19 protein-coding genes are annotated in these 20580 nt (G+C 53.6%); 15 read left to right on the top strand and 4 right to left on the bottom strand.

Going from position 1 to position 20580, the window contains the following annotated elements; translation table 11 throughout:
• Positions 1-3: 3 nt before the first annotated feature.
• Complete coding sequence (locus tag BN2762_RS06235) at positions 4-336, top strand: hypothetical protein (protein ID WP_230202440.1); 333 nt, start codon at positions 4-6, stop codon at positions 334-336.
• Between the two features lie 597 nt (positions 337-933).
• Here BN2762_RS06235 and BN2762_RS06230 read toward each other — a convergent pair.
• The 4 genes from BN2762_RS06230 to BN2762_RS06215 all read right to left on the bottom strand — a co-directional run bounded on the left by BN2762_RS06230 (position 934) and on the right by BN2762_RS06215 (position 4557).
• Positions 934-1887, bottom strand: a complete 954-nt coding sequence (locus BN2762_RS06230; RefSeq protein WP_055106155.1) for a DUF4097 family beta strand repeat-containing protein — start codon at positions 1885-1887, stop codon at positions 934-936.
• Entirely contained in the window at positions 1880-2512 is a 633-nt protein-coding gene (locus BN2762_RS06225) for a DUF1700 domain-containing protein (RefSeq protein ID WP_055106154.1), read from the bottom strand. The genes BN2762_RS06230 and BN2762_RS06225 overlap by 8 nt, the downstream gene beginning before the upstream one ends.
• Positions 2509-2835 carry a PadR family transcriptional regulator gene (locus tag BN2762_RS06220; protein WP_055106153.1) on the bottom strand — a complete coding sequence of 109 codons (327 nt, stop codon included), beginning with the start codon at positions 2833-2835 and terminating at the stop codon, positions 2509-2511. Before BN2762_RS06220 ends, BN2762_RS06225 begins: the two co-directional genes overlap by 4 nt.
• A 168-nt stretch (positions 2836-3003) precedes the next feature.
• Positions 3004-4557, bottom strand: coding sequence for an FAD-dependent oxidoreductase (locus BN2762_RS06215; RefSeq protein ID WP_055106152.1), 1554 nt, complete (start codon positions 4555-4557; stop codon positions 3004-3006).
• A gap of 305 nt (positions 4558-4862) precedes the next feature.
• Between BN2762_RS06215 and BN2762_RS06210 the strand changes: the two genes are divergently transcribed.
• From BN2762_RS06210 to BN2762_RS06145, 14 genes are all read left to right on the top strand, one after another.
• A complete protein-coding gene (locus BN2762_RS06210; RefSeq protein ID WP_055106151.1) occupies positions 4863-5252 on the top strand; it encodes a Fur family transcriptional regulator in 390 nt (129 codons plus the stop codon).
• Entirely contained in the window at positions 5234-6064 is an 831-nt protein-coding gene (locus BN2762_RS06205) for a winged helix-turn-helix domain-containing protein (RefSeq protein ID WP_055106150.1), read from the top strand. The genes BN2762_RS06210 and BN2762_RS06205 overlap by 19 nt, the downstream gene beginning before the upstream one ends.
• A 232-nt stretch (positions 6065-6296) precedes the next feature.
• Positions 6297-7538, top strand: a complete 1242-nt coding sequence (locus tag BN2762_RS06200; RefSeq protein ID WP_055106149.1) for a methyl-accepting chemotaxis protein — start codon at positions 6297-6299, stop codon at positions 7536-7538.
• 253 nt (positions 7539-7791) lie between these two features.
• Complete coding sequence (locus BN2762_RS06195; RefSeq protein ID WP_055106148.1) at positions 7792-8625, top strand: uroporphyrinogen-III synthase; 834 nt, start codon at positions 7792-7794, stop codon at positions 8623-8625.
• Positions 8626-8674: 49 nt separating this feature from the next.
• Entirely contained in the window at positions 8675-9313 is a 639-nt protein-coding gene (locus BN2762_RS06190; RefSeq protein WP_055106147.1) for a ThuA domain-containing protein, read from the top strand.
• A 138-nt stretch (positions 9314-9451) separates the two neighbouring features.
• Positions 9452-10858: a DEAD/DEAH box helicase gene (locus BN2762_RS06185; protein WP_055106146.1), complete on the top strand. Its 1407-nt coding sequence runs from the start codon at positions 9452-9454 to the stop codon at positions 10856-10858.
• Between the two features lie 197 nt (positions 10859-11055).
• Complete coding sequence (locus BN2762_RS06180) at positions 11056-11880, top strand: M15 family metallopeptidase (protein WP_055106467.1); 825 nt, start codon at positions 11056-11058, stop codon at positions 11878-11880.
• A 95-nt stretch (positions 11881-11975) separates the two neighbouring features.
• Positions 11976-12320, top strand: coding sequence for a DUF3243 domain-containing protein (locus BN2762_RS06175; RefSeq protein ID WP_055106145.1), 345 nt, complete (start codon positions 11976-11978; stop codon positions 12318-12320).
• A gap of 303 nt (positions 12321-12623) precedes the next feature.
• Positions 12624-13481, top strand: a complete 858-nt coding sequence (locus tag BN2762_RS06170) for an ABC transporter ATP-binding protein (protein ID WP_055106144.1) — start codon at positions 12624-12626, stop codon at positions 13479-13481.
• Between the two features lie 48 nt (positions 13482-13529).
• On the top strand, positions 13530-14342 hold the full coding sequence (locus BN2762_RS06165) for a (2Fe-2S)-binding protein (RefSeq protein ID WP_055106143.1): 813 nt from the start codon (positions 13530-13532) through the stop codon (positions 14340-14342).
• Between the two features lie 398 nt (positions 14343-14740).
• The gene (locus BN2762_RS06160) at positions 14741-16102 is read left to right on the top strand and encodes an FAD-dependent oxidoreductase (RefSeq protein ID WP_055106142.1); all 1362 of its coding nucleotides are present in this window, start codon (positions 14741-14743) and stop codon (positions 16100-16102) included.
• A 199-nt stretch (positions 16103-16301) separates the two neighbouring features.
• Positions 16302-17123: a formate/nitrite transporter family protein gene (locus BN2762_RS06155; protein WP_055106141.1), complete on the top strand. Its 822-nt coding sequence runs from the start codon at positions 16302-16304 to the stop codon at positions 17121-17123.
• A 313-nt stretch (positions 17124-17436) separates the two neighbouring features.
• Positions 17437-19521, top strand: coding sequence for a molybdopterin-containing oxidoreductase family protein (locus BN2762_RS06150; RefSeq protein WP_083484788.1), 2085 nt, complete (start codon positions 17437-17439; stop codon positions 19519-19521).
• Positions 19522-19834: 313 nt separating this feature from the next.
• The gene (locus BN2762_RS06145; RefSeq protein ID WP_074048577.1) at positions 19835-20434 is read left to right on the top strand and encodes a GNAT family N-acetyltransferase; all 600 of its coding nucleotides are present in this window, start codon (positions 19835-19837) and stop codon (positions 20432-20434) included.
• Positions 20435-20580: the final 146 nt, after the last annotated feature.

The following is a 20580-nucleotide window of genomic DNA, read 5'->3' as shown; positions in this document are numbered from 1 at the left end:
AGCATGGCTGATCATAGAGTCACGATGTATTTAGATGAAATCAAGAAGCAATGCTTAAGTCTGTTTGGCTCGCTGGAGGTGTTCCCCCAGGTGCTTCGCATCGTGTTTGCCCATGAGCTTGGCCATGCGGAGGATGCCAGTCTGAAGGAGCTGTCGGATCTTCTGGATGCCTGCGATAGCGAGCTGGAGCGGAAGAGGATCGCCCTTCGCATCGAAGAGAACGCCTGGGAATATGCTAAGACGCTTATCCCTGAAGAGGATCAGAGCCTCATGCAGACGGTCGTTTATTACTCGCTGAAGTCGTACCGCGATGCCATCGCTGGCGAAATCGCCTAGAGAAAAGGTCTTGGCACCCACTACGTCAAAACAAGGGGCTGTCCCAGAAGCCATTAAAGATGACTTCCGGGACAGCCCCTTTCCTTTAGAAAGTTATTCGTTTCTGCGGAATCAATTTCTCCCTTGCCTGTATCCCATTTTTTTGCTCATCCTATTTAATTGTTGGACTAAGCTGGCGGACACTAAATGGAATTCATGTATCTAATTATGCTGTAAAGGAGTGGTTCAATAGATTAGATGGATTTGATGCACCTAAAATCAAGAATCCCGCCCGTGATGGATAGTTCCCTTCTTCTAACGACATGAAATCCATTTAAATTTGCTCTCCTTGCTTTGCCGTAGAAACTAACTACTATAATTCCACTTAGAACGAGAAACCCGTGATTCCTGCTGGGCGTAAAAGGGAGCTGGAGAGCGTGTTTAGTCACATCATGGGCGACCGGAGGCCGAGAGCGTGTTTGCTCACATCAGGGGCAACCGGAGACCAGACCGTGTTTGCTCACATCAAGGGCAACCGGTTGGGAAGTTTACTTTCCGGACAACTCTTGTTTTTATGTTTATCCGGACAGATAAAGGTTCCAGCTGAACTCGCTTCTATTATCTAATCTTAATATTGCCGGAAGTGGAACGCACTTTGATGATGTCGTCGGTCACGCCGGGTGAATCCGGAGCGTCGATATTTCCAGAGGTAGTTCCCAGATCGTAAGTGCCTTTGAACCCGGGATCAGCAGATACACTGACGTTTCCGGAGTGAATGCCAATGTCCAGGGAGTCCGAACGCTGATCCTTAATCGTGATATTGCCGGAGGTTGACTTGAACGCTCCGTTACCCGTCCAGTCGCTGACCCTGAGATTTCCTGAGGTCATTGTAGCCTCAATGTCGCCTTCCAGGTTCTGAGCAGAGAAATCTCCGGACGTCATTTTGACAGACAAGGATCCATTGAATTGATCGAAATCTACATTGCCCGAGGTTACCCTAAGCTCGGTGTCGGCGGCAACCTGCTCCAGCGATATTCTGCCGGAATGGGCTCTTACTTGCAAATGGTCTGCGGTTATCTCCCGGCCATCCATATTCCCCGAGCTAGCCTCCAGCGAGATCTCCTTAGCGCGCAGCGCTTTGAACTTTCCATTGTTGGAGTTCAGGTCGACGGCGATCTGGTTCAACGCCTGTTCAGGGTCAGCCAGAGCCACTGTCACGTGCTGGGTCGAAGACTGGAAGTTAAAGCTGAGGAAACGAATGACGTGCTCCTCCTTGAATTGAAGGGCTAGGCTGCGATCCGCGATTTTCGTATTTGTAAGATAATCGATCGATTTCTGCGGCAAATTACCGCTGGCTTCTACATAGTTGGTGCCATCGGGACTGTTGATGAATTCGAATTCTACATGATAGTCGCTGTTGATGGAGAGAGCTTGCAGCTCATTATCTCCGAACGTCCATTTCTGCGTATAAGAAGGCTGTTCTTCTTCGAAGCCGAAGCCTTGGTAGATCATCCCGCTGATGCCGAGGATAATGAAAAGGGTCGCAATCAGGGTCCAACTTCTTCTATTCATTGATCTTAACTCCTTTGGCGGCTCGGACGTTCCATGCCCAATAAGACGCGCTTAGTTTAGTAATGTTCGAGTATGCATAGCGCGAGCCGATGGCCAGAAAAATGCCAAGGCCAACCATTGTAAGTACCGCAAAGGCCTTTGCTGGCTGGAAAGCGCCATTAAAAGCATACTCAAGCAGCAGGAAGGCGGGGCTGAAGATGCCGGCGGCAGCCGCCAAGGCGATCGACAGACCGAATGCCCATAATGCAGCCAGAAGAGGCATCATGAGCAGGTTCAAGAAGAATAGCCCGGTATACACCGCCGGAGCTGCCTTCCGGTAACGGGGGCGGGCTGCTGCCGGGACTTGAGCTGCCGGGGCCTGAGCCGCTGGAGTTCCAGCCGCTTGACCTTCCGGCCTGTCTCCAAACCAGTACAAGGGGTGCTGAGGAGCAACCCGGTTACCTAATGCTTCCTGGGCCAATTCGGCCGGATCGCCCAGCTCGCGAACGATCTCTTCCTCGGTTTTTCCATTCTGAAGGGCAAAAGCAAAATGGGCTTCATAGTCCTCCATAAGCTCGCTGCGCTCCTCTGGCGGCAGCGCCGACAGATGAGAGCTGAGCAGCGATATGAATTCGCTTTTGTTCATAGATGGCTTCCTCTCTCGATTAAATTGGATACGTTGCTGACGAATCGTTTCCATTCAATCACCAGCTTCTTCATGTGAATTTCCCCTTGGGGAGTCAATTTATAATATTTACGGGGCGGGCCTTCACTCGATTCCTGTAAATACGTCGTGCAGTGTCCCTCGTTAACGAGCCTGCGTAGCAGGGGGTACAGCGCGCCTTCCGCCACTTCAATATGCTCCGAGACGGATTGGGCCAATTCATATCCATAGCGGTCTTTCTCGTGGATCAGTACGAGCACGCAAATTTCCAAGGCGCCTTTTTTGAATTGGATATTGATATCCAAATGGCATCGCCTCTTCTTCCTAGTATATTAGTTAGTGTTCATGAGCTGTCGTTTCTCCTACATGTTATCATCCAGTACTGAATAATGCAATATACCTGACGAAAAAGAAGGCACCTGACGGTGCTTTCTTCATTGGCGCTCTGTCTTCCGCTATGTTAACTCTGCTCCTTAGGAGTCCTGAGCGAGCAGCGGCAAATTTTCCGTGGCCGGCCCTTCCAGCACTTCCCCTTTATAATTGAACCTTGACCCGTGGCACGGGCAGTCCCAGGAGCGCTCAGCCTCGTTCCATTCCACCTCGCAGCCGAGATGTGTGCATGTTGTGTCGACGATGTATAAATTGCCCTCCGCATCCTTATAGCCGCCGGCTCTTCTGCCGTGAAGCCGAACGACCCCGCCCTCGCCGGCCTTTAGCTCATCTGGCTTGCGGCGAATGAACCCGACCTTGCCGGACACCCATTCCTTGGCTACATCCGCATTCTGTACCGTAAAGTTCTTGATCCCCGGATTCGCCTTGAAGCGGGATGGCTTGTACAGATCGGTATATTTGTTGCCGTGGCCCATAATGATGTCGCGGAACATGAGGGCAGCCACGGTTCCGTTCGTCATGCCCCATTTGGCAAAGCCGGTCGCCACGAGAACATTGTCTTCGTCCGCGGCAATGGCTCCGATATAAGGGACTTCGTCAATGGTGATGAGGTCTTGGGTCGACCAGCGATAAGGGATGCTTTTGGCTCCGAACAGCTGGCCTCCGAATTTCTCCAGCTCTTCATAGTGCTTGAATGTACACTCGCCTTTTCCCGTCTTATGCGATTCTCCGCCGACCAGAATGACCTGTTCGCCGTCGAGCAGAGCCGATCTCAATGAACGCTTGGGATCGCCGCAGTTAATGTACATGCCCTTCTCCAGGGGAATCTCCGGTTCTATGGCAACCACGTACGACCGTTCTGCATGCAGTCTCGTAAAGTAGAACCCGCCCCCGTCGTAGAACGGGAAATGCGAGGCAGAGATCGCATATTTGCAAATAATCTTATGGCCGTTCTCCGTAGCCAGCTGCCGCCGTCCATCCCCGGTGTTGTCGGCTGCATCCTCCAGGGTCGTATTTTCGTACAGGGCACCGCCGTGGGCGGTTACGTAATCGACAAGGACGCGCAGGTACTGCAGCGGATGGAATTGGGCCTGGTCCTTCAGCCGGATCGCTCCATGAACTTGTAGGGGAATCGGCAAGGTCTCGCACCATTCGCCCGGCAGCCCAAGCTTCTCATAAGCCTCCCATTCCTTGCGCAGCTGCTTTGCCTGCTCCTCAGAGTCAGCATATAAATAGGCATCCTGCTGCTGCAATTGACACTCGATCTGATGCTCCTCTACCGTGGCCCGAATGAAGGAGAGGGCTTCCTCATTGGCTTCGTAATACAGCCTGGCTTCTTGATCCCCGAAATGCGTTCGCAGCTTATCATAAATCATGCCATGCTGGGATGTGATCTTTGCCGTTGTGAAGCCGGTAGTTCCGTCTAGTATTTCCGCTGCATCCACTACGGCTACCTTGAAGCCGGCCTTGCACAGCAAATAGGCGGTGGTAATGCCCGTAATGCCGGCGCCGATGATGGCGACATCGGTCTCAATGTCCTCCTCCAGCCTGGGGAAAGAGGGCAAATCTGTTGTATGCCTCCACATCGACTGGGGGAAGCGGGGCAATGCTCCGGGATCCTTTTCTTGGTTATTCATCGCTAGCCTCCTTATAATCGCGCTTGTTCTCCATTATTACCACGATGGCAGTGAATTAAAGCATCTGCAGACAGCTTGCTTTTTCAAGGCTATCCGTTTGCCGCTGTTGTCGTAATCCGCATGAAAGTGGAGCGGTCAGCAAATAATGGGGGTGTCTTATTGTGGAAAAGAGGCAGCCTTCCCATACAGAGTCTGCATAAAATGGAACATGATGTGGCCACTACCTGTCTTAACGCCGTCTTGACGTATCATGTAATAAGACTTATACTAATTCTAAAAACAAATCATAAGGAATGATTCTATATATGAAATCACTAAATCTAACGACGCAGCGCAAAGCTGTTTATGATGTCGTTCGCAATGCGAATGATCATCCGACAGCAGCGGAAGTGATGAACCGTTTGGTGGAGCAAGGGTATAACTTCGCTTACGGTACGGTCTATAATTCGCTTAGATATTTAACGGAGAAGGAATTGATCCGCGAGTTGAAGCTGGGCGAGGCTGCTAGCCGCTATGACGCAAAGCTTGACGACCATCAGCATATTCTATGCGAGGTATGCGGAAGAGTAGATGAGGTCATGTCGAAGGTTCCCGAGGATTGGAGCGCCGATGTAGCCAAGGAGACCGGATATGACGTGCATCATGCCCATGTTGTATTTGGGGGGGTGTGCCCAGCATGCAGGCAGAAGAAATAAAGAGGAGTCTCAGGGCGGCAACGGGAGCGGCAACAGCAACGGCATTCAGACACCCCGGGGAAGAGCTTGCTTCCAGCGAGGGGCCGTTGGCTTCCGGTCAGCTTCAGGCCTGTCCAATTACGCAGCGCGTTATTCTCGTCAGCCCTTATCCAAGCGGGATTCATGAGCTGGTGAGAGATTTGTCCGTGGGCTGCTTCGATGTTCTGGTGTTCCATCATTGGGAGCAGGGCATACGGAATGCGTTGGCGGCAGATCTGGTGATTTTTGACCTGACCGCCTATCGCAGCCGTGACGAGGCGCTGCTAGTCTCGAAGCGGATGCTGCAGGACCTGGAGGGCGTTCCGTCCTTGCTGCTAGTGAATGAGGCGATGCTGTCGCAAATGGATCAGAGCCTGATGAACCAGGAGCTGCTCGTTTGGCCGGCATCGCCGAATGAGATGCTCTACCACGTGCAGCGGATTATTCGCACGAGCGATCATCGGCCAGCCGCCTCCTCTGCACTGCCGACAGCCGGCACGGTGATTTACAAGGATCTGTGGATCGACCGCAGGAAAATGCAGGTCTATCGCGACGGGACCGCCATCGAACTAACCAAGACGGAATACGAGCTGCTGATCAAGCTTGTGGATCATGAAGGAAGCGTCATGTCCCGGGAGGAGCTCCTGGCAGAAGTGTGGGATACCTCCTTCATGGGCGGCAGCAACGTGGTTGACGTGCATATCAAGAGCTTGCGGAAGAAGCTTGGCGATCGGGCGGCTAACCCGACCTATATCGCGACTGTACGCGGCGTAGGCTACCGCCTGGCTGATTAAGAGGCGACTTCGGCTTTCCCTGCTGTACGGCATTCTTCGAGGAGATTCGACGGCGACAGAAGCCCAAAAAAACCGTTCACTTTTATTTGGGTGAACGGTTTTTTTGCGGTCTGTATTGGAGGGAAATATGCAGATTATGTTGAACATAACAGGCATAAACACAGAATAACCACGGAATAACCACTACATAGTCTAAACGGCTCAAATTTATATTATGGAAAGGATTGTGCAAATGAAGAAGCGCGTAACACTCTCACTGCTTGTGGCCAGTGTATTGATTGCTGTCGTTGCTAATGTTCTGCTGCTGTTGCTGAGGGACACCTCGACGTGGATCGCGGGGGCGGCATCTGTTGTCTTTGCCCTGCTGGTGGCCGCATTGCTCGCCCGGAGCATAACGGGGCCGCTGCAGCGGTTAAGCGAATCTATTCAGAGGATCAGCCGGGGGGACCTGACAGAGCAGATTAGCGGAGCGGGCCGCCAAGATGAGATCGGCGCGGTAGCTAAACGGGTTCAGGAGGCGGTTGATCACTGGGATGCCATGCTGACAGAGATGGGCCAAGCGTCCAGCCAGGTCACCCTATCGGCGAATCAGTTGTCGGCCAGCGCAGATCAGACCACCAAAGCCATCGAGCATGTTACTATGGCGATTCAAGAAGTGGCGGCAGGAAGCGAGCAGCAAACACAAAGTTTGATCGAAGGCGTCAAAGGCATTGAGGATATTTCTCGTCAGGCCGAGGCTATCTCCAGCCATATCCAAAATGTGACCGAAACGATGGAACAGACGACGGCAGTCGCGGAGGAGGGGAACACCTCCGTGATCAGCGTTGTTGAGAAAATCGAACATATACACAGGACGGTTGATGAGCTCGGCACGGTCATTCAGACCTTGAGCGAGAATACCGAGAACATCGGCGGAATCGTCGGCGTTATTACAGGGATAGCGCAGCAGACCAATTTGCTGGCCCTGAACGCCTCGATCGAAGCGGCCAGAGCCGGGGAGGAGGGCCGGGGATTTGCCGTCGTCGCGGCAGAGGTCCGCAAGCTGGCCGAGGGCTCCGAGAGCTCTGCCCGCCAGATCGAAGAGCTTATCGGCGGCATTCAGTCGGAGGTTCAGCGGGCCTTGCAGTCGATGGAGAATGCAAGGAAAGGCGTAGAGGAAGGAATTGTTGCCGTCGATATTTCCGGCCGGAGCTTCTCGCGAATCCGCAGAGCCGTCCGGGGAGCCGCAGCCAAAATCGAAGAGGTATCCGGCGCGGCCCAAGAATTGACGGTTGGCGCGGGCAAGGTATCGGAGACGATGTCGGCTATTCGCGGCATTTCGGAAGAGGGGGCCGAGAATGTAGGAACGATTTCCGCAGCCGCGGAGGAACAATTCGCCTCGATCCAGGAAATTGCATCCTCCACAGCCCAGCTGTCCTTAATCGCCGGACGGCTGGAGGAAATGGTGAGCCAATTCAAGCTGCGGAAATCCTAGGCTAGAGAACTGCTAAATGGGGAACAGGGGCCGTCACGCAAGTCACTGGTTGACAGCGGGGCGGCTTTTTTTGCGGTTAGCGGGCCTATTCGTCAACCCGGGCATGATGCTAAAGTTGGATGCATAAATGTTCCAGTCGGAATTCATTCTAACGAGAAAGATGCAAGAGAACGATTTACTTAGGCCCCGGTGTCGTTTAAGCTTATGATAAAAGAAGCTGTTTTTTAAAGATGGCTGGGACGGGGGTAAAGCTGTGGCTAGAAGATTAGAAGGCAAGCGAATTGCGCTGACCGGCCCTCGCCGGGCGGAGGAACTGGGGAAGCTGATTGAGAATATGGGGGGTGTTCCGCTATATAGACCGGCGCAGGGAACGGTATTCTTAAACGATGAGGAGCTTCGCCAAGGCATTCAGGCGTGGGTGAGCCGTCCGACGGAATGGTCGATTTTTACAACGGGCATCGGGCTTGCTGCGCTGTTTGAAATGGCCGAGGAGCTGGGGCTTCTGGCCCCGCTGCTGGACAATCTCTCCAAATCGCGTATCGCTGCGAGGGGATATAAGACGGTAAACGTATTGAAGAAGCGTCAGCTGGCGCCTCATGTCCGCGATGATGACGGCAGCACAGACGGACTGATTCGTGAGCTGGGCGCATATGATTTGAAGGATGCCACGGTACTGCTGCAGCTGTACGGTGATCCTGCGCCGAAGCTGGTAGCCTGGCTCGAGCAGCAGGGGGCAATTTGCACGGAATTGATGCCTTATCGGCATATTGCCCCGCCAGAGGAAGATTTGAACCGGTTATTGTTCGACCTGATTGAGGGGCGTGTCGATGCCGTATCCTTTACAAGCAGCCCGCAGGTGAGGTTCTTGTTTGAATATGCGCAGAAGCAAGGGCGTTATGACGAGCTCATCGCTGCGCTGAAGGGGCCGGTGATCGCCGTTGCCGTCGGCAGAGTGACGGCGCAGGGATTATATGAAGCGGGCATTCCGCGCGTTGTCGCTCCAAAGGAGGAGCGAATGGGCAGCATGATTGTTGAGCTGGCACGATTCTTCGCCGGCGAGAGCGATCCCCTGCTGACAAGCCAATAAGCCCTGCCTTGCCTGGGGCTGGAAACTTTACAGACAGGAGGAGCAGATCATGAATAAGAAGAGAGCGCTGCTGATCGGAGACTACACTCATCCTAAATTTTATCCCCTGCAAGGGGTTGACCTGGAAATTACCCATATTCTGAATGACAGCTTCACGGTGCAGTGCACAGAGAACAATCATATGCTTGAGGAGAGCAATTTGCAGTCGTTCGATCTTTGTATTTCCTATCACGACAGCTGGAGAGAGAAGCTGTCCTCGAAGCAGACGGCCGGCCTTCTGTCCTGCATCAGCGGCGGCCGCGGACTGCTTATACTTCATAACGGCATCGTGCTGCAGAAGAAATACGAGCTTGCGCAGCTGATCGGCGCCAGGAATGTATCGCACCCTTCCACTCGCAAATTGCAGATGCGCGTGGCTGCGCCGGAGCATGATATCATGCTTCATATTTCGCCCTTCGAGATCGAGGACGAGCCTTATCGCTTTGAATTTGATCCGTTTAGCGAAACGACGATCCTGCTGGAATACGAGATGGATGGGGAATGGCATCCGGCGGCATGGGCGCACAGCTACGGCCTTGGCCGTGTGGTCTATCTTCTGCCGGGCCGCGATCAAGCGGTTTTCCAGCACCCGGAATACCGCAAGCTGGTGCTGCAGGCTGCGAAGTGGGCTGCAAGATCGCCGGGCTAAGCTGCCTTCATGGCAGGGATTTCTACAAGTGTAAAGCGGGGAATAGGGAAAAGCTTCTGCAAAAGGCCGGAACGCTGATTGGACGCGGGTCCGGTCTTTTTTAAATATCGAAATTACAACACGACGAGGTGGATTTATTTGACAACTTTTGACCAATGGGGCATATCGCCAAAGCTTGTTCAAACCCTGCTAGGTTACGGCATCAGCCGTCCAACGCCAGTGCAAGAGGCGGCCATACCCGTGCTGCTGACAGGGGAGGACGCGATTGTTCAGGCTCAGACGGGAACGGGCAAGACGCTGGCCTTCCTGCTGCCGATCATGGATAAGCTGCGGGCGGATCGGTCTGAAGCGCAGGCGCTGATCATTACGCCAACCCGGGAATTAGCCATCCAGATTACGGCGGAGGCGCGCAAGCTGGCAGCTGCCCGGGAAGGAATATCGATTCTTGCTGCTTACGGAGGACAGGATGTGGAGCGGCAGCTTCGAAAATTGCAGAACGGCACCCAGCTGGTTATCGGCACGCCGGGCCGCTTGCTCGACCATCTGCGCCGGGGTTCGCTGACGCTTGGTGCCGTGCGCATGCTCGTGCTCGATGAGGCGGATCAGATGCTGCATATGGGATTTCTGGCCGAGGTGGAGGCGATTATTCGCATGGTGCCGAAGAGCCGGCAGACCATGCTGTTCTCAGCGACGATGCCGGACAATGTGAAGCGGCTGGCTAAGACGTATATGGATCGGCCGCGGGATATCCGGATCGCGGAAACCTCTCGCGTGACTCTGGATAACATTCGGCAAATCGCAGTAGAATGCACCGATCGGGGCAAGCAAGGGGCGCTGGTTGAGCTGATTCGCAGTCACCGCCCTTATCTGGCAGTGATTTTCTGCCGTACGAAGCGGCGGGCCAGCAAGCTGAATGAAGCCTTGCAGGAGGCCGGATTTGCTTCGGACGAGCTGCACGGCGATTTGTCCCAGTCGAAGCGGGAGCAGGTCATGCGCGCATTCCGCGAAGCGAAGCTGGAACTGCTTGTTGCCACCGATGTGGCAGCGCGGGGAATCGATGTAGAGGGCGTAACCCATGTGTTCAACTACGATATCCCTCAGGACGTGGACAGTTATATCCATCGGATCGGCCGGACGGGCCGGGCTGGAGAGAGAGGGATCGCGGTCACCTTTGTTGCTCCGAGAGACATCGATGCGCTCCGGCTGATTGAGCGGGGCATCGGCATGAAGCTGGAGCGCCGGCGACAGGACAGGAACGGAGCAGCGGATCCTGCGAGCGGCCGCACGGCTGCCAAGCGGGAGGTGCAGGACACGGCAAGGAAAGGCAAGAGGCCGGAGGGCGGGAAGCTGGCGGAGGGAAGAGCGAGCGGAGGCCGCCGCGGCCAAGACGGAGACCATGCCGGCCGCGGACGTGCCGCCTCCCAGCTTGGCCAGGCACGAGGCGGCAAACGTATGAATGCAAGAGGCGGCCATACCGCAAGGCAAGACGGAGGCCGGACCGGGAGAGCGGAGCGCGGGGGCGGCCGTGGCCGACGGGGCCGATGAATGCGGAGCGGTATGAAGCTAAGCGCAGCATTAGGCGGCTCTGACACGTTGTAAAGGATAGAAATATGCCATATCTCTAGGGAATGGAGCAAAGGGGAGAGCGTGAAGTGAATAACTTTGAAATAGCATCAGGACAACAAGGCAAGGGACGAGAACAAAGACATCCGCTGAAGCTGTCGGCCATTCTGCTGATCTGCATGCTCGCTGCTGTCGTTATGACAGCATGCGGCAAGGAGGATTCGCCGAAGCCGGCTGATTCAGCTCCCGTGTCCGGGGCCGGGAATAGCGCGCCAGGCAACTTGAACGAGGGCCAGGGAAATGCCGCAGGGGAAGATGGACAAGGCAGCGGCCAGAATGCCGGGCAGGATTCGGGACAGCTTCCGTCGCAAGATCCGGAGGAAGGCTCCGGGGCGGTGGACAAAGCGGCCGCAGCCGATCCGCACAGCGTCGCGGTGCTTGTCAATAAGGAGCTGGCGCTTCCAGAGGATTATGAGCCTTCTGATCTGGTTTACCCGGATGTCCGTTTTACGTTCAAGGAGAAGATCGAGAAGCGGATGATGCGCAGCGAGGCTGCTAAGGCACTGGAGGAAATGTTCGCTGGAGCCGAGAAGGACGGTATTTATTTGGCTGGCGTATCGGCCTATCGCTCCCATAGTACGCAGAAGGGCTTGTTTAACCGCTACGTAGAGAGGGACGGGGAGGAGAAGGCCAAGACGTACAGCGCTGTCCCGGGGCATAGCGAGCATGAGACGGGTCTGGCGATTGACGTCTCGGGAAGCGATGGTAAATGCGCAGCCGAAGACTGCTTCGGGGGAACGAAGGAGGCCGAATGGCTTGCCCGGCATTCCGCGGAGTACGGCTTTATCATCCGTTACCCGGAAGGCAAAGAAGCCATTACGGGCTACAAGTACGAGCCTTGGCATTTACGCTATGTCGGCAAAGAGATCGCTGCGGATATTTTTGAGCGGGGCATTACATTAGAGGAGTATTATGATGCCGTTCCGGTATCCGGAACGCCCTAAAGCTTGCCGAACTACGCCGATAAGCTGATTCATTCTGCTGCTGCCCGGGTTATGTAGTTACGAACTCCAACATAACTTTAGGGAGGCGTATAGACATGTCCGAGCATAATCATGTAGTCAACAAGGAAGGCGAGATGGCGCTGAATAAAGTGGATGATGCGCTTAAGCGTATGGATGGAGAACGGAAGGAAGAGATTCTGAAGAGCTTCGATGCTGTCAAACGTTATTTAGGCGAGCGGATCGAGCTGGCTCAAGGAATAGGGCTTAGCGAGGAGGCAATAGCTAAGGCGGCGGAGAAAATCGGCGATTATTTGGCGGCTAACGAGGAGCCGCGCAACCGGGAAGAGAAGCTGCTTCAGGAATTATGGAAGGCCGGTGAGAAGGAGCATCGTCATGCCCTGGCCCATATTCTTGTAAGGCTCGCCAAATCCGAACAGTAGGCATGTTGGTTAGAGGGGGTTTCCTAAGGGAAATCCCTTTTTTTAATTAACAGAGTTTATGAAGATCAGCTATGCTGAACAATTCTAAAGTCACAGGAAATCTCTCGTGTGAAGCGACTTGCTAGCCTGGGGATTCCGTTGATTTGCGTTTTTATGATTGCAGAATCGCAAGACAGCGATTAAAAACAGTTGACAACTGATAATGATTATCAGTATCTTTAGAGCAGAGGATTTATGTTAGATTATGGTCGCTTCGTGTTCATATAAATCATCAATAAGTCTTATGCGGAAAGGGAGATCATTATGGTGGCCTTGAATACATCCCACTTGAGTATTGCTTATGGGGACCGTCTCATTGTAGAAGACCTGAATATCAGCATTCCAAAGGGGAAAATTACAGCTCTTGTAGGAGCGAACGGCTCGGGGAAATCGACGGTGCTCAAAACAATGGCCCGCATCCTGCAGCCCAAAGAAGGGAAGGTGCTGCTGAACGGGAAGTCCATTCATAAGCAATCGACCCGCGAGGTGGCGAAACAGCTTGCTATTCTGCCCCAGAATCCGACGGCACCCGACGGTCTTACGGTATACGAGCTTGTATCTTATGGCCGTTTTCCGCACCAAAAGGGCTTCGGGGGCTTGAAGTCCGAGGATCGGAAAATCGTGGATTGGGCGATTCAGGCCACCGGAATGAACGAGTTTGCGGACCGGGCGCTGGAACAGCTGTCCGGAGGTCAGCGGCAGCGGGCCTGGATTGCTATGGCGCTGGCACAGGAGACGGACATCCTCTTTCTGGATGAGCCGACGACCTTCCTGGATATGGCGCATCAGCTGGAGGTGCTTCAGCTGCTGGAGCAGCTGAATGCGGAATCCGGGAGCACAATCGTCATGGTCGTGCATGATTTGAACCATGCGGCTAGGTATGCCCATCATATGATTGCCATCAAGAAGGGTCAGGCGATTGCGGAAGGAGCGCCAGCTGAAGTGGTCACCTCCTCCGTTCTGCGCGAAGTATTCGGCATTGAGGCGGATATCGTAACGGATCCCCGCAGCGGAGTGCCGCTATGCCTTCCATACGAGCTGTACCGGGCAGCTGAGAGTAAAGGGCAGCTTTCGAAGAACAGCGTACTTACAGGCACCGGCGATAAGGCGGCTGCACTTTAATAAGCGGCCAGGGCATTCAGAAGGCTCAGAGGGAGCAGGAGGATCAATATGGACCGATTGGCTATCGATTATTCATTGCTGGAGCAGCAATGTTACGTAGTTCGCGAACCTAGAGATCAGGCCATTTATACGATCGAAGGGAAGGCATTCCTGGATCGGAACAGGACCGAGCGTTTCTTGACCATGTACCAATCCGAGATCAAGGGGCTCGATATCCAGGTTGCGGCGACGTATTTCGCGGCAAGCTGGCGGGTTCTCTGTGCGGCGGTGCAATATATGGTGTCATTGACAAGCCCGCGGTTAAACCTCCATTTGGAGAATTTAACGCTGCAGGTCGTTCGGGTAAATGAGTTTCCGATGATTTTCTTTGTGCTGGGGGAAGATTCGGAAATAGCATGGCCGGGGGGCAAGGCTGGAGAGTGGCAGGAACAGCAGCTTGGCAGCTTCTATAAAGAGACCCTGCGGCCGGTTATGGAATCAGCAGCTGAAGTGTCCAAGCTGCCGGTAACGCAGCTGTGGGGCCAGCTTCCCCTGGGAATTGCCTATTATATCAAGCAAATGGCGAACAAGCTGGATTCCGCGGAGCATCGCGCGAAGCTGCAAGCGGATCATGAATCTGTCAAGGAGATGTCCGCAGAGTGGTTTGGTATTAAACGCAACCCGTTTGCCATCAAACAAGTCCTGGTGGATCATCCTTATTCGCCGGGCGAGAAGATGCCTTTGAAGCCGACCTGCTGCCTGGCCTACCGCACCAGCACGGGTCTGGGCTATTGCTATTCTTGTCCCAAGCTGACCAAGCAGCAGAGGGAAGAGAAGCGAATGGAGCTGCTGCACAGGCAGGCGCAATCCAGCAAAACATAGGAGCTATTCCCAAAGTGATATACTCCCCATATAGGACAGGAAAAATAAAGCCTGCTACTATAAGGAGGGCATATCAGTCATCTATGATGATTTTGGGGAACAGCTCTTTTTTTATAGGCTGAATTCGGTTTATTAATATTTCTTGTAATCATCCGCCAAGGATGGCCGCCTCAGCGATAACCTTGGCGACAACCGGAATAATTCTCATTTCTCGGATGTTCCTCTGAAAAAAATTATGAATAACCCCTTGCAATGTGAAAAATATCACACTATAATAGAGATCACAAGGTGAATGATTTCACAATATTTTATTTTCATAAGTGATATATTTCACAATAAACATCCCGATAATTGAACAATATATAACATCGGGTCATTACTAAGGAGGAAGAGAAACCATGAGAGTAGCAGTTATTGGATGTACGCATGCGGGGACGGCAGCTATCGTAAATACAGCAAAATTATATCCTGAGGCAGAGATAACCGTGTATGAGCGCAACGACAATATTTCATTCCTGTCGTGCGGAATCGCCCTGTATGTCGGCGGCGTAGTGAAGGATCCCCAAGGCTTGTTCTACTCATCGCCTGAGCAGCTTGCGGAGCTTGGCGTAGAGACGAAAATGCTTCATGAAGTGACCTACGTAGACACAGACCGGAAGCAGCTGACGGCTCGCCGCTTGCAGACCGGGGAGGAATTTACCGATCGTTTCGACAAGCTGATTGTTACGACGGGATCGTGGCCCGTAGTTCCTCAATTTCCAGGGATCGAACTGGATAACATCATTCTGTCCAAAAACTTCAATCATTCCAACTTGATTATTGAGAAAGGGAAGGAGGCGCAAAATATCGTCGTGGTCGGCGCCGGATATATCGGTATTGAATTGGTCGAGGCTTTTCAGATGAACGGCAAGAGCGTCACGCTGATTGATGCGGAGGAGCGGATTCTAAGCAAATATCTTGACGAGGAATATACGGATGTTATTGAGAATACCCTTCGTGATCGCGGTATTTCACTAGCGCTTGGCGAGAAGGTTACGCGGTTTGAGGGCGAAGAGGGCAAGGTGAGAGCTGTCGTGACCGATCATGGGCGCTATGCGGCCGACGTTGTCATTCTATGCATCGGCTTCAAGCCGAATACGGAGCTGCTGAAGGGCCAGGTCGATATGCTGGATAATGGGGCGATCCTCGTAGATGAGTATATGCGTACGAGCAAGCGCGATGTGTTCGCTGCAGGCGACAGCTGCGCCGTATACTACAATCCGCTTAAGAGCCATGCGTATATTCCTCTTGCCACCAATGCCGTGCGCATGGGGACGCTGGCCGCCCGCAATCTGGTATCGCCGACGGTGAAATATCTTGGAACCCAGGGAACCTCAGGTATCAAGATTTATGAGAACAACATTGCAGCCACCGGGCTGACGGAGATAGCAGCCAAGGAAGCGGGACTTGAAGCGGAATCGGTGCTGGTAACCGACAGCTATCGTCCGGAGTTTATGCCTAGCCATGAAAAGGTTACGCTGAAGCTCGTATATGAGCAGGGGACCCGGCGGATTCTGGGCGCGCAAATTATGTCCAAGGTGGACTTGACGCAATCGATCAATACCATCTCCGTCTGCATCCAAAATGATATGAAGATGGAGGAGCTGGCGTTCGTCGATTTCTTCTTTCAGCCGCATTTTAACAAGCCATGGAATTTCTTGAACAGTGCGGGACTGCAGGTGCTTCCTGAAGTGCCGGCTCAGGAAATCGTCCACGTCTGATCGAGGAGTGACTGGAAGCAATCCCTGCCTTAAAAGAATATAGCCACTGCGGGGGTCATGCCCTGTGCAGTGGCTTCTTTCATGCCTGAGGTGACTTATATTACATTGCGGGCACACCGGGGCACGGTACAATGAGAAGGAAATATATAGACAGAGTACTGCCCGGTTGGTACTGCTCAGTTCAAGGGAGATGATTACCATGGCTTATTACAAACCGCCGCAAATTGCGGAAATAACCGTGGATACGGGAGTCCAGAAGGCGCGGAATCCGCTGCTGACTGTGATTATATTGGGTTTTCTCGGCGGAGCTTTTATCGCTCTCGGTTTTTTGCTCGACATTCGGGTGATCAGTAATGCGCCGCAGGAGTGGGGAAGCATTGTCAACTTCATCGGGGCCGCCGTGTTCCCTATCGGCCTCATCCTCGTTCTGCTCGCAGGCGGCGAGCTGCTGACGGGCAATATGATGGCCGTGCCGCTCGCGCGGATGGCCGGCCGTATTACGACGCTGGAAATGTTAAAGAATATCGTGCTTATCACCCTGGCCAATTTTCTCGGCGCCGTCTTTGTAGCTTATTTCTTCGGGCATGTCGTCGGGCTGACCTCCAGCGGTCCTTATCTTGATAAATTGATCGCGATGGCCGGGCACAAGCTGGATGACAGCTTCCTGCAGGCCTTCGTATCCGGGATCGGCTGCAACTGGCTTGTTGCGCTTGCCGTGTGGCTGTCCTACGGCGCCGATAATATCAGCGGCAAAATTCTCGGCATCTGGTTCCCGACGATGGCTTTTGTCGCCATCGGCTTCCAGCACGTTGTCGCCAATATGTTCCTTCTTCCCGCGGCGATATTTGAGGGTTATTTCTCTTGGGAAGATTACTTTCGAAATTTCGTGCCTGTCTGGCTAGGCAATTTGACCGGCGGAGCTTTGTTTGTCGCAGGGGCCTACTGGACGGCTTATCTGAAGAACCGGAACGAACAGGCCGTTTCCAGTCCGGCCGCCGCAGGCAACCGGAAATCGGCTTGAAATCTGAAGAATCCAGGAAAAGAAGCCATTTCAATCAGCAGCCTCTCCTATGCCCGGCATCATGCCGGGAGGGAGGGCTATTTGGCGTTCCATGCGATACAGCGGCGCTCCGGAGCTCAATCGTCTAAACTCAACCTATCTAAACTCAACCTATCTAAACTCAACCTATCTAAACTCAACCTATCTAAACTCAACCTATCTAAACTCAACCTATCTAAACTCAATTATACTTTACATGAATTTGCAAAGAGCTATATGATAGATTGATCAGTATGTTTTTTGCCTATTGTTTGTTTGGAAAGGTGTGTATGAGATGATTCATGAACAGGACGGGATATTTCCGGCTGTGTGTCCCCTGGATTGCCCGGACACTTGCGGCCTGTTATTGCATAAAGAAGACGGGAAAATTGTAAAGGTGACGGGGAATCCCGAGCATCCGATCACGAGGGGGGCTATTTGCAATAAGGTCCGCAATATGACGGAGCGGGTCTATCACCCTGAACGCATCCTCTATCCGCTGCGGCGAACGGGGGCCAAGGGTGAAGGGAAATTCGAACGGATCACCTGGGAAGAGGCTATCGGCGAGATTGCGGGGAGATTTACGGAGCTGATTCGTGATTACGGATCCGAGAGCATTATGCCTTACAGCTTCTATGGCAATATGGGAGTGATCAGCGTAGAAGGCATGGATCGCCGCTTCTTTCACCGGCTTGGGTCAACCCGGCTGGATCAAGGCATTTGCTGTGCCGCCGGAAACGCTGGCTGGAGATATACGATGGGATTCATGGCGGGAACGAGCCCGGAGGCTAGCGTCAAGGCTAAGCTGTTCATCGTATGGGGGCAGAACACGATCAGCACGAATATGCACGCGTGGTCAATTATGGAGAAAGCACGCAAGCAAGGCGCAAAGCTGGTAGTAATCGATGTGCACCGAAATCGGACTGGCGATCGGGCGGACTGGTTCATTCCGCTCCATCCAGGAACGGATGCCGCCCTGGCCCTTGGTATGATGCATGTTCTGTTTGAGCGGGGATTGGTAAACGAGAAGTTCCTGAAGAAATATACCGTCGGCCATAAGGAGCTGCGCGAGCATGTGAAGCAGTATACACCGGACAAGGTGGCCGCAATTACCGGCGTTCCGGCGGAGGATATCGTCAAGCTGGCCGAGATGTACGGGGAGACGTCCCCGGCGTTCATTCAGATCGGCAATGGTCTTCAGCATCATGACAACGGAGGCATGAACGTAAGGGCGATCGCTTGTCTTCCCGCATTGACCGGGCAATGGCTCGTCGAGGGCGGCGGAGCGATCAAATCGAACGGCGATTACGCGAAATTCAATGAAGCCGCATTAGCCCGTCCCGATCTCCGGCCGAATCCGGATGCCCGGGTCGTCAGCATGAACCAGCTTGGCGAGGCGCTGCTGTCCCTGGATCCGCCGATTCGCGGGATGTTTGTCTACTGTTCCAATCCGGCCGTGGTCGCACCCGAGACGGAAAAAGTGGAACAGGGCTTGCAGCGCGAGGATTTGTTCACAGTAGTGCACGACCTGTTCATGACCGATACGGCCAAATATGCGGATATCGTCCTGCCGGCGACCTCGACCTTCGAGAACATGGACTTATATTCATCGTATTGGCATCACTATGTACAGCTTCAAGAGCCCGTCATCCCTCCACAAGGAGAGAGCAAAAGCAATATAGAGGTGTTCAAGCTGCTCGCCCAAGCGATGGGCTTCGCCGAGGAAGCCTTCCAGGATACGGAGGAGGACATGATTCGCCAGGCGCTTGATCATCCGGCTAACCCCTATATCGAGTCTGTGACACTGGAAGGGCTGAAGGAGCATCGCTTCCTCAAGCTGAATATGGAGCATCAGAAGCGTTATTTAGAGACGCTTCCCACCCCATCCGGCAAAATCGAGCTGTATTCGCAGCGCATGGCGGATGCCGGCCTTCCGCCGCTGCCGACCTATGTTCCGCTCGTCGAGGGCTACGACGGGGTGCGGCGCCCGGGCAAGGGCTCTCTCTATCCGCTTATGTTCATCTCGCCGCCGAACCACAGCTTCCTTAATTCCAATTTCGCTAATGTGAAGAAGCTGGCAGCGTTGGAGAAGGGGCCAGCGCTGCAAATCCATCCGCTGGATGCCGAAGTCCGGGGAATAGCGGATGGGGATGAGGTGCTTGTCTGGAACGATCGCGGCCATTTTGCCGTAACCGCACAGGTAACAGATAAGATGCTGCCAGGAACCGTCGTCAGCCAGGGGCTGTGGTGGGAGGAGGAGGGCAAGCGCCAGCGCGCGAATGCGCTGACTCCGGAGCGCCTCTCCGATATGGGCAACGGGGCGACCTTCTTCTCGACAGTTGTCGAGGTAAAGCGTCAAGGGAAGGGCCTGGCGGAGTGAATAGGATTGCGCGCCAGCAGAGTGAATAAGATTGCGCGATACTGGATAGCTTTGTGTATATGTATAGGAAAGCCCGCAAGGGCTTTTTCTTTTTCATGCAGATAGTGCGTTCGTCCTGCTGCGCCCGCGTCCTGCGGGGAGGGCGGCGCTTACCGCCGCATTCGTTATTGCGTATCCCTGGATGATCTGGTGCAGACAGCCGCGAACAATGCAATATGATGGTTTTTGAGCAAGTTCCTTATAGTGGTATAATAAATGGCAGTACATCCATTATTGGACGATTATTGGACGATGGAAAGGGATGGCGGCATTCATGGCTGATCAATCGGATTTGCACCGGGATTCCGGGATATGGATCAGGCGGTCGGAGTTGCGTGATGCGGCTCAGTTAATGCAGCTTGATGAAATAGTATGGGACAGCAGGACAAGCCCGTCTCCTGTCAAATGGGCCTCCCGGGAGCAATATTTGCGGAAATGCCCGCCCGGAGGACAACTGGTGGCCGGAATCGATGAGAAGGTATGCGGGTATTTGGGCTTTGCCGCGCCGACGTCGATGGCATGCCATCGCCATGTATACGAGATTCATTTGGCGATCCACCCTTCCTACCGGCGGCTCGGGATCGGCAGCAAGCTAATGGCAGCAGTGAAGAAGCTGGCTACGGAGGAGGGAATCGGAAAGCTGTCGCTACGCGTGCTCAGCACAAACCCATGCGCTGTTGCATTTTATGAGAGCTGCGGATTTATGGTGCAGGGCAGGCTGATTGCCGAGTATTGCATTGAAGGGGAGTTCGTGGACGATATCTTGATGTGGTACCCGATTGCTTTGGAGGCTTCCGCCCAGAGCAGACGGGAAGAAGCGCTGTCTCGAGCCGGGGGCGGCCCAAGTCCAGAATCCGGATCGGGACATGGATAGGGGCTCGGGCCGGAATTCGGATCGGGATTCATTGCCGGAATTCGGATCGGTACCGATCAGTCAGGATTTGATGAGATTGATCGGGATTTGATCGGGTTCGATTGGGTTTCAATTGGGTTTCTTTCGGGTTAGGAGCAGGACCAGGG

It is taken from the genome of Paenibacillus ihumii (assembly GCF_001403875.1).
Taxonomy (GTDB): Bacteria; Bacillota; Bacilli; order Paenibacillales; family Paenibacillaceae; genus Fontibacillus; species Fontibacillus ihumii.
Note: the sequence above shows the minus strand (reverse complement) of the source record. Positions and strands in the feature narration are given on the sequence as shown.

Bases quoted from the DNA above. Each gene is read 5' to 3' on its own strand.
- BN2762_RS06235 (WP_230202440.1), top strand. From the start codon at position 4: ATGGCTGATCATAGAGTCACGATGTATTTAGATGAAATCAAGAAGCAA.
- BN2762_RS06230 (WP_055106155.1), bottom strand. From the start codon at position 1,887: ATGAATAGAAGAAGTTGGACCCTGATTGCGACCCTTTTCATTATCCTC.
- BN2762_RS06225 (WP_055106154.1), bottom strand. From the start codon at position 2,512: ATGAACAAAAGCGAATTCATATCGCTGCTCAGCTCTCATCTGTCGGCG.
- BN2762_RS06215 (WP_055106152.1), bottom strand. From the start codon at position 4,557: ATGAATAACCAAGAAAAGGATCCCGGAGCATTGCCCCGCTTCCCCCAG.
- BN2762_RS06210 (WP_055106151.1), top strand. From the start codon at position 4,863: ATGAAATCACTAAATCTAACGACGCAGCGCAAAGCTGTTTATGATGTC.
- BN2762_RS06205 (WP_055106150.1), top strand. From the start codon at position 5,234: ATGCAGGCAGAAGAAATAAAGAGGAGTCTCAGGGCGGCAACGGGAGCG.
- BN2762_RS06200 (WP_055106149.1), top strand. From the start codon at position 6,297: ATGAAGAAGCGCGTAACACTCTCACTGCTTGTGGCCAGTGTATTGATT.
- BN2762_RS06190 (WP_055106147.1), top strand. From the start codon at position 8,675: ATGAATAAGAAGAGAGCGCTGCTGATCGGAGACTACACTCATCCTAAA.
- BN2762_RS06180 (WP_055106467.1), top strand. From the start codon at position 11,056: ATGCTCGCTGCTGTCGTTATGACAGCATGCGGCAAGGAGGATTCGCCG.
- BN2762_RS06175 (WP_055106145.1), top strand. From the start codon at position 11,976: ATGTCCGAGCATAATCATGTAGTCAACAAGGAAGGCGAGATGGCGCTG.
- BN2762_RS06170 (WP_055106144.1), top strand. From the start codon at position 12,624: ATGGTGGCCTTGAATACATCCCACTTGAGTATTGCTTATGGGGACCGT.
- BN2762_RS06165 (WP_055106143.1), top strand. From the start codon at position 13,530: ATGGACCGATTGGCTATCGATTATTCATTGCTGGAGCAGCAATGTTAC.
- BN2762_RS06160 (WP_055106142.1), top strand. From the start codon at position 14,741: ATGAGAGTAGCAGTTATTGGATGTACGCATGCGGGGACGGCAGCTATC.
- BN2762_RS06155 (WP_055106141.1), top strand. From the start codon at position 16,302: ATGGCTTATTACAAACCGCCGCAAATTGCGGAAATAACCGTGGATACG.
- BN2762_RS06150 (WP_083484788.1), top strand. From the start codon at position 17,437: ATGATTCATGAACAGGACGGGATATTTCCGGCTGTGTGTCCCCTGGAT.
- BN2762_RS06145 (WP_074048577.1), top strand. From the start codon at position 19,835: ATGGCTGATCAATCGGATTTGCACCGGGATTCCGGGATATGGATCAGG.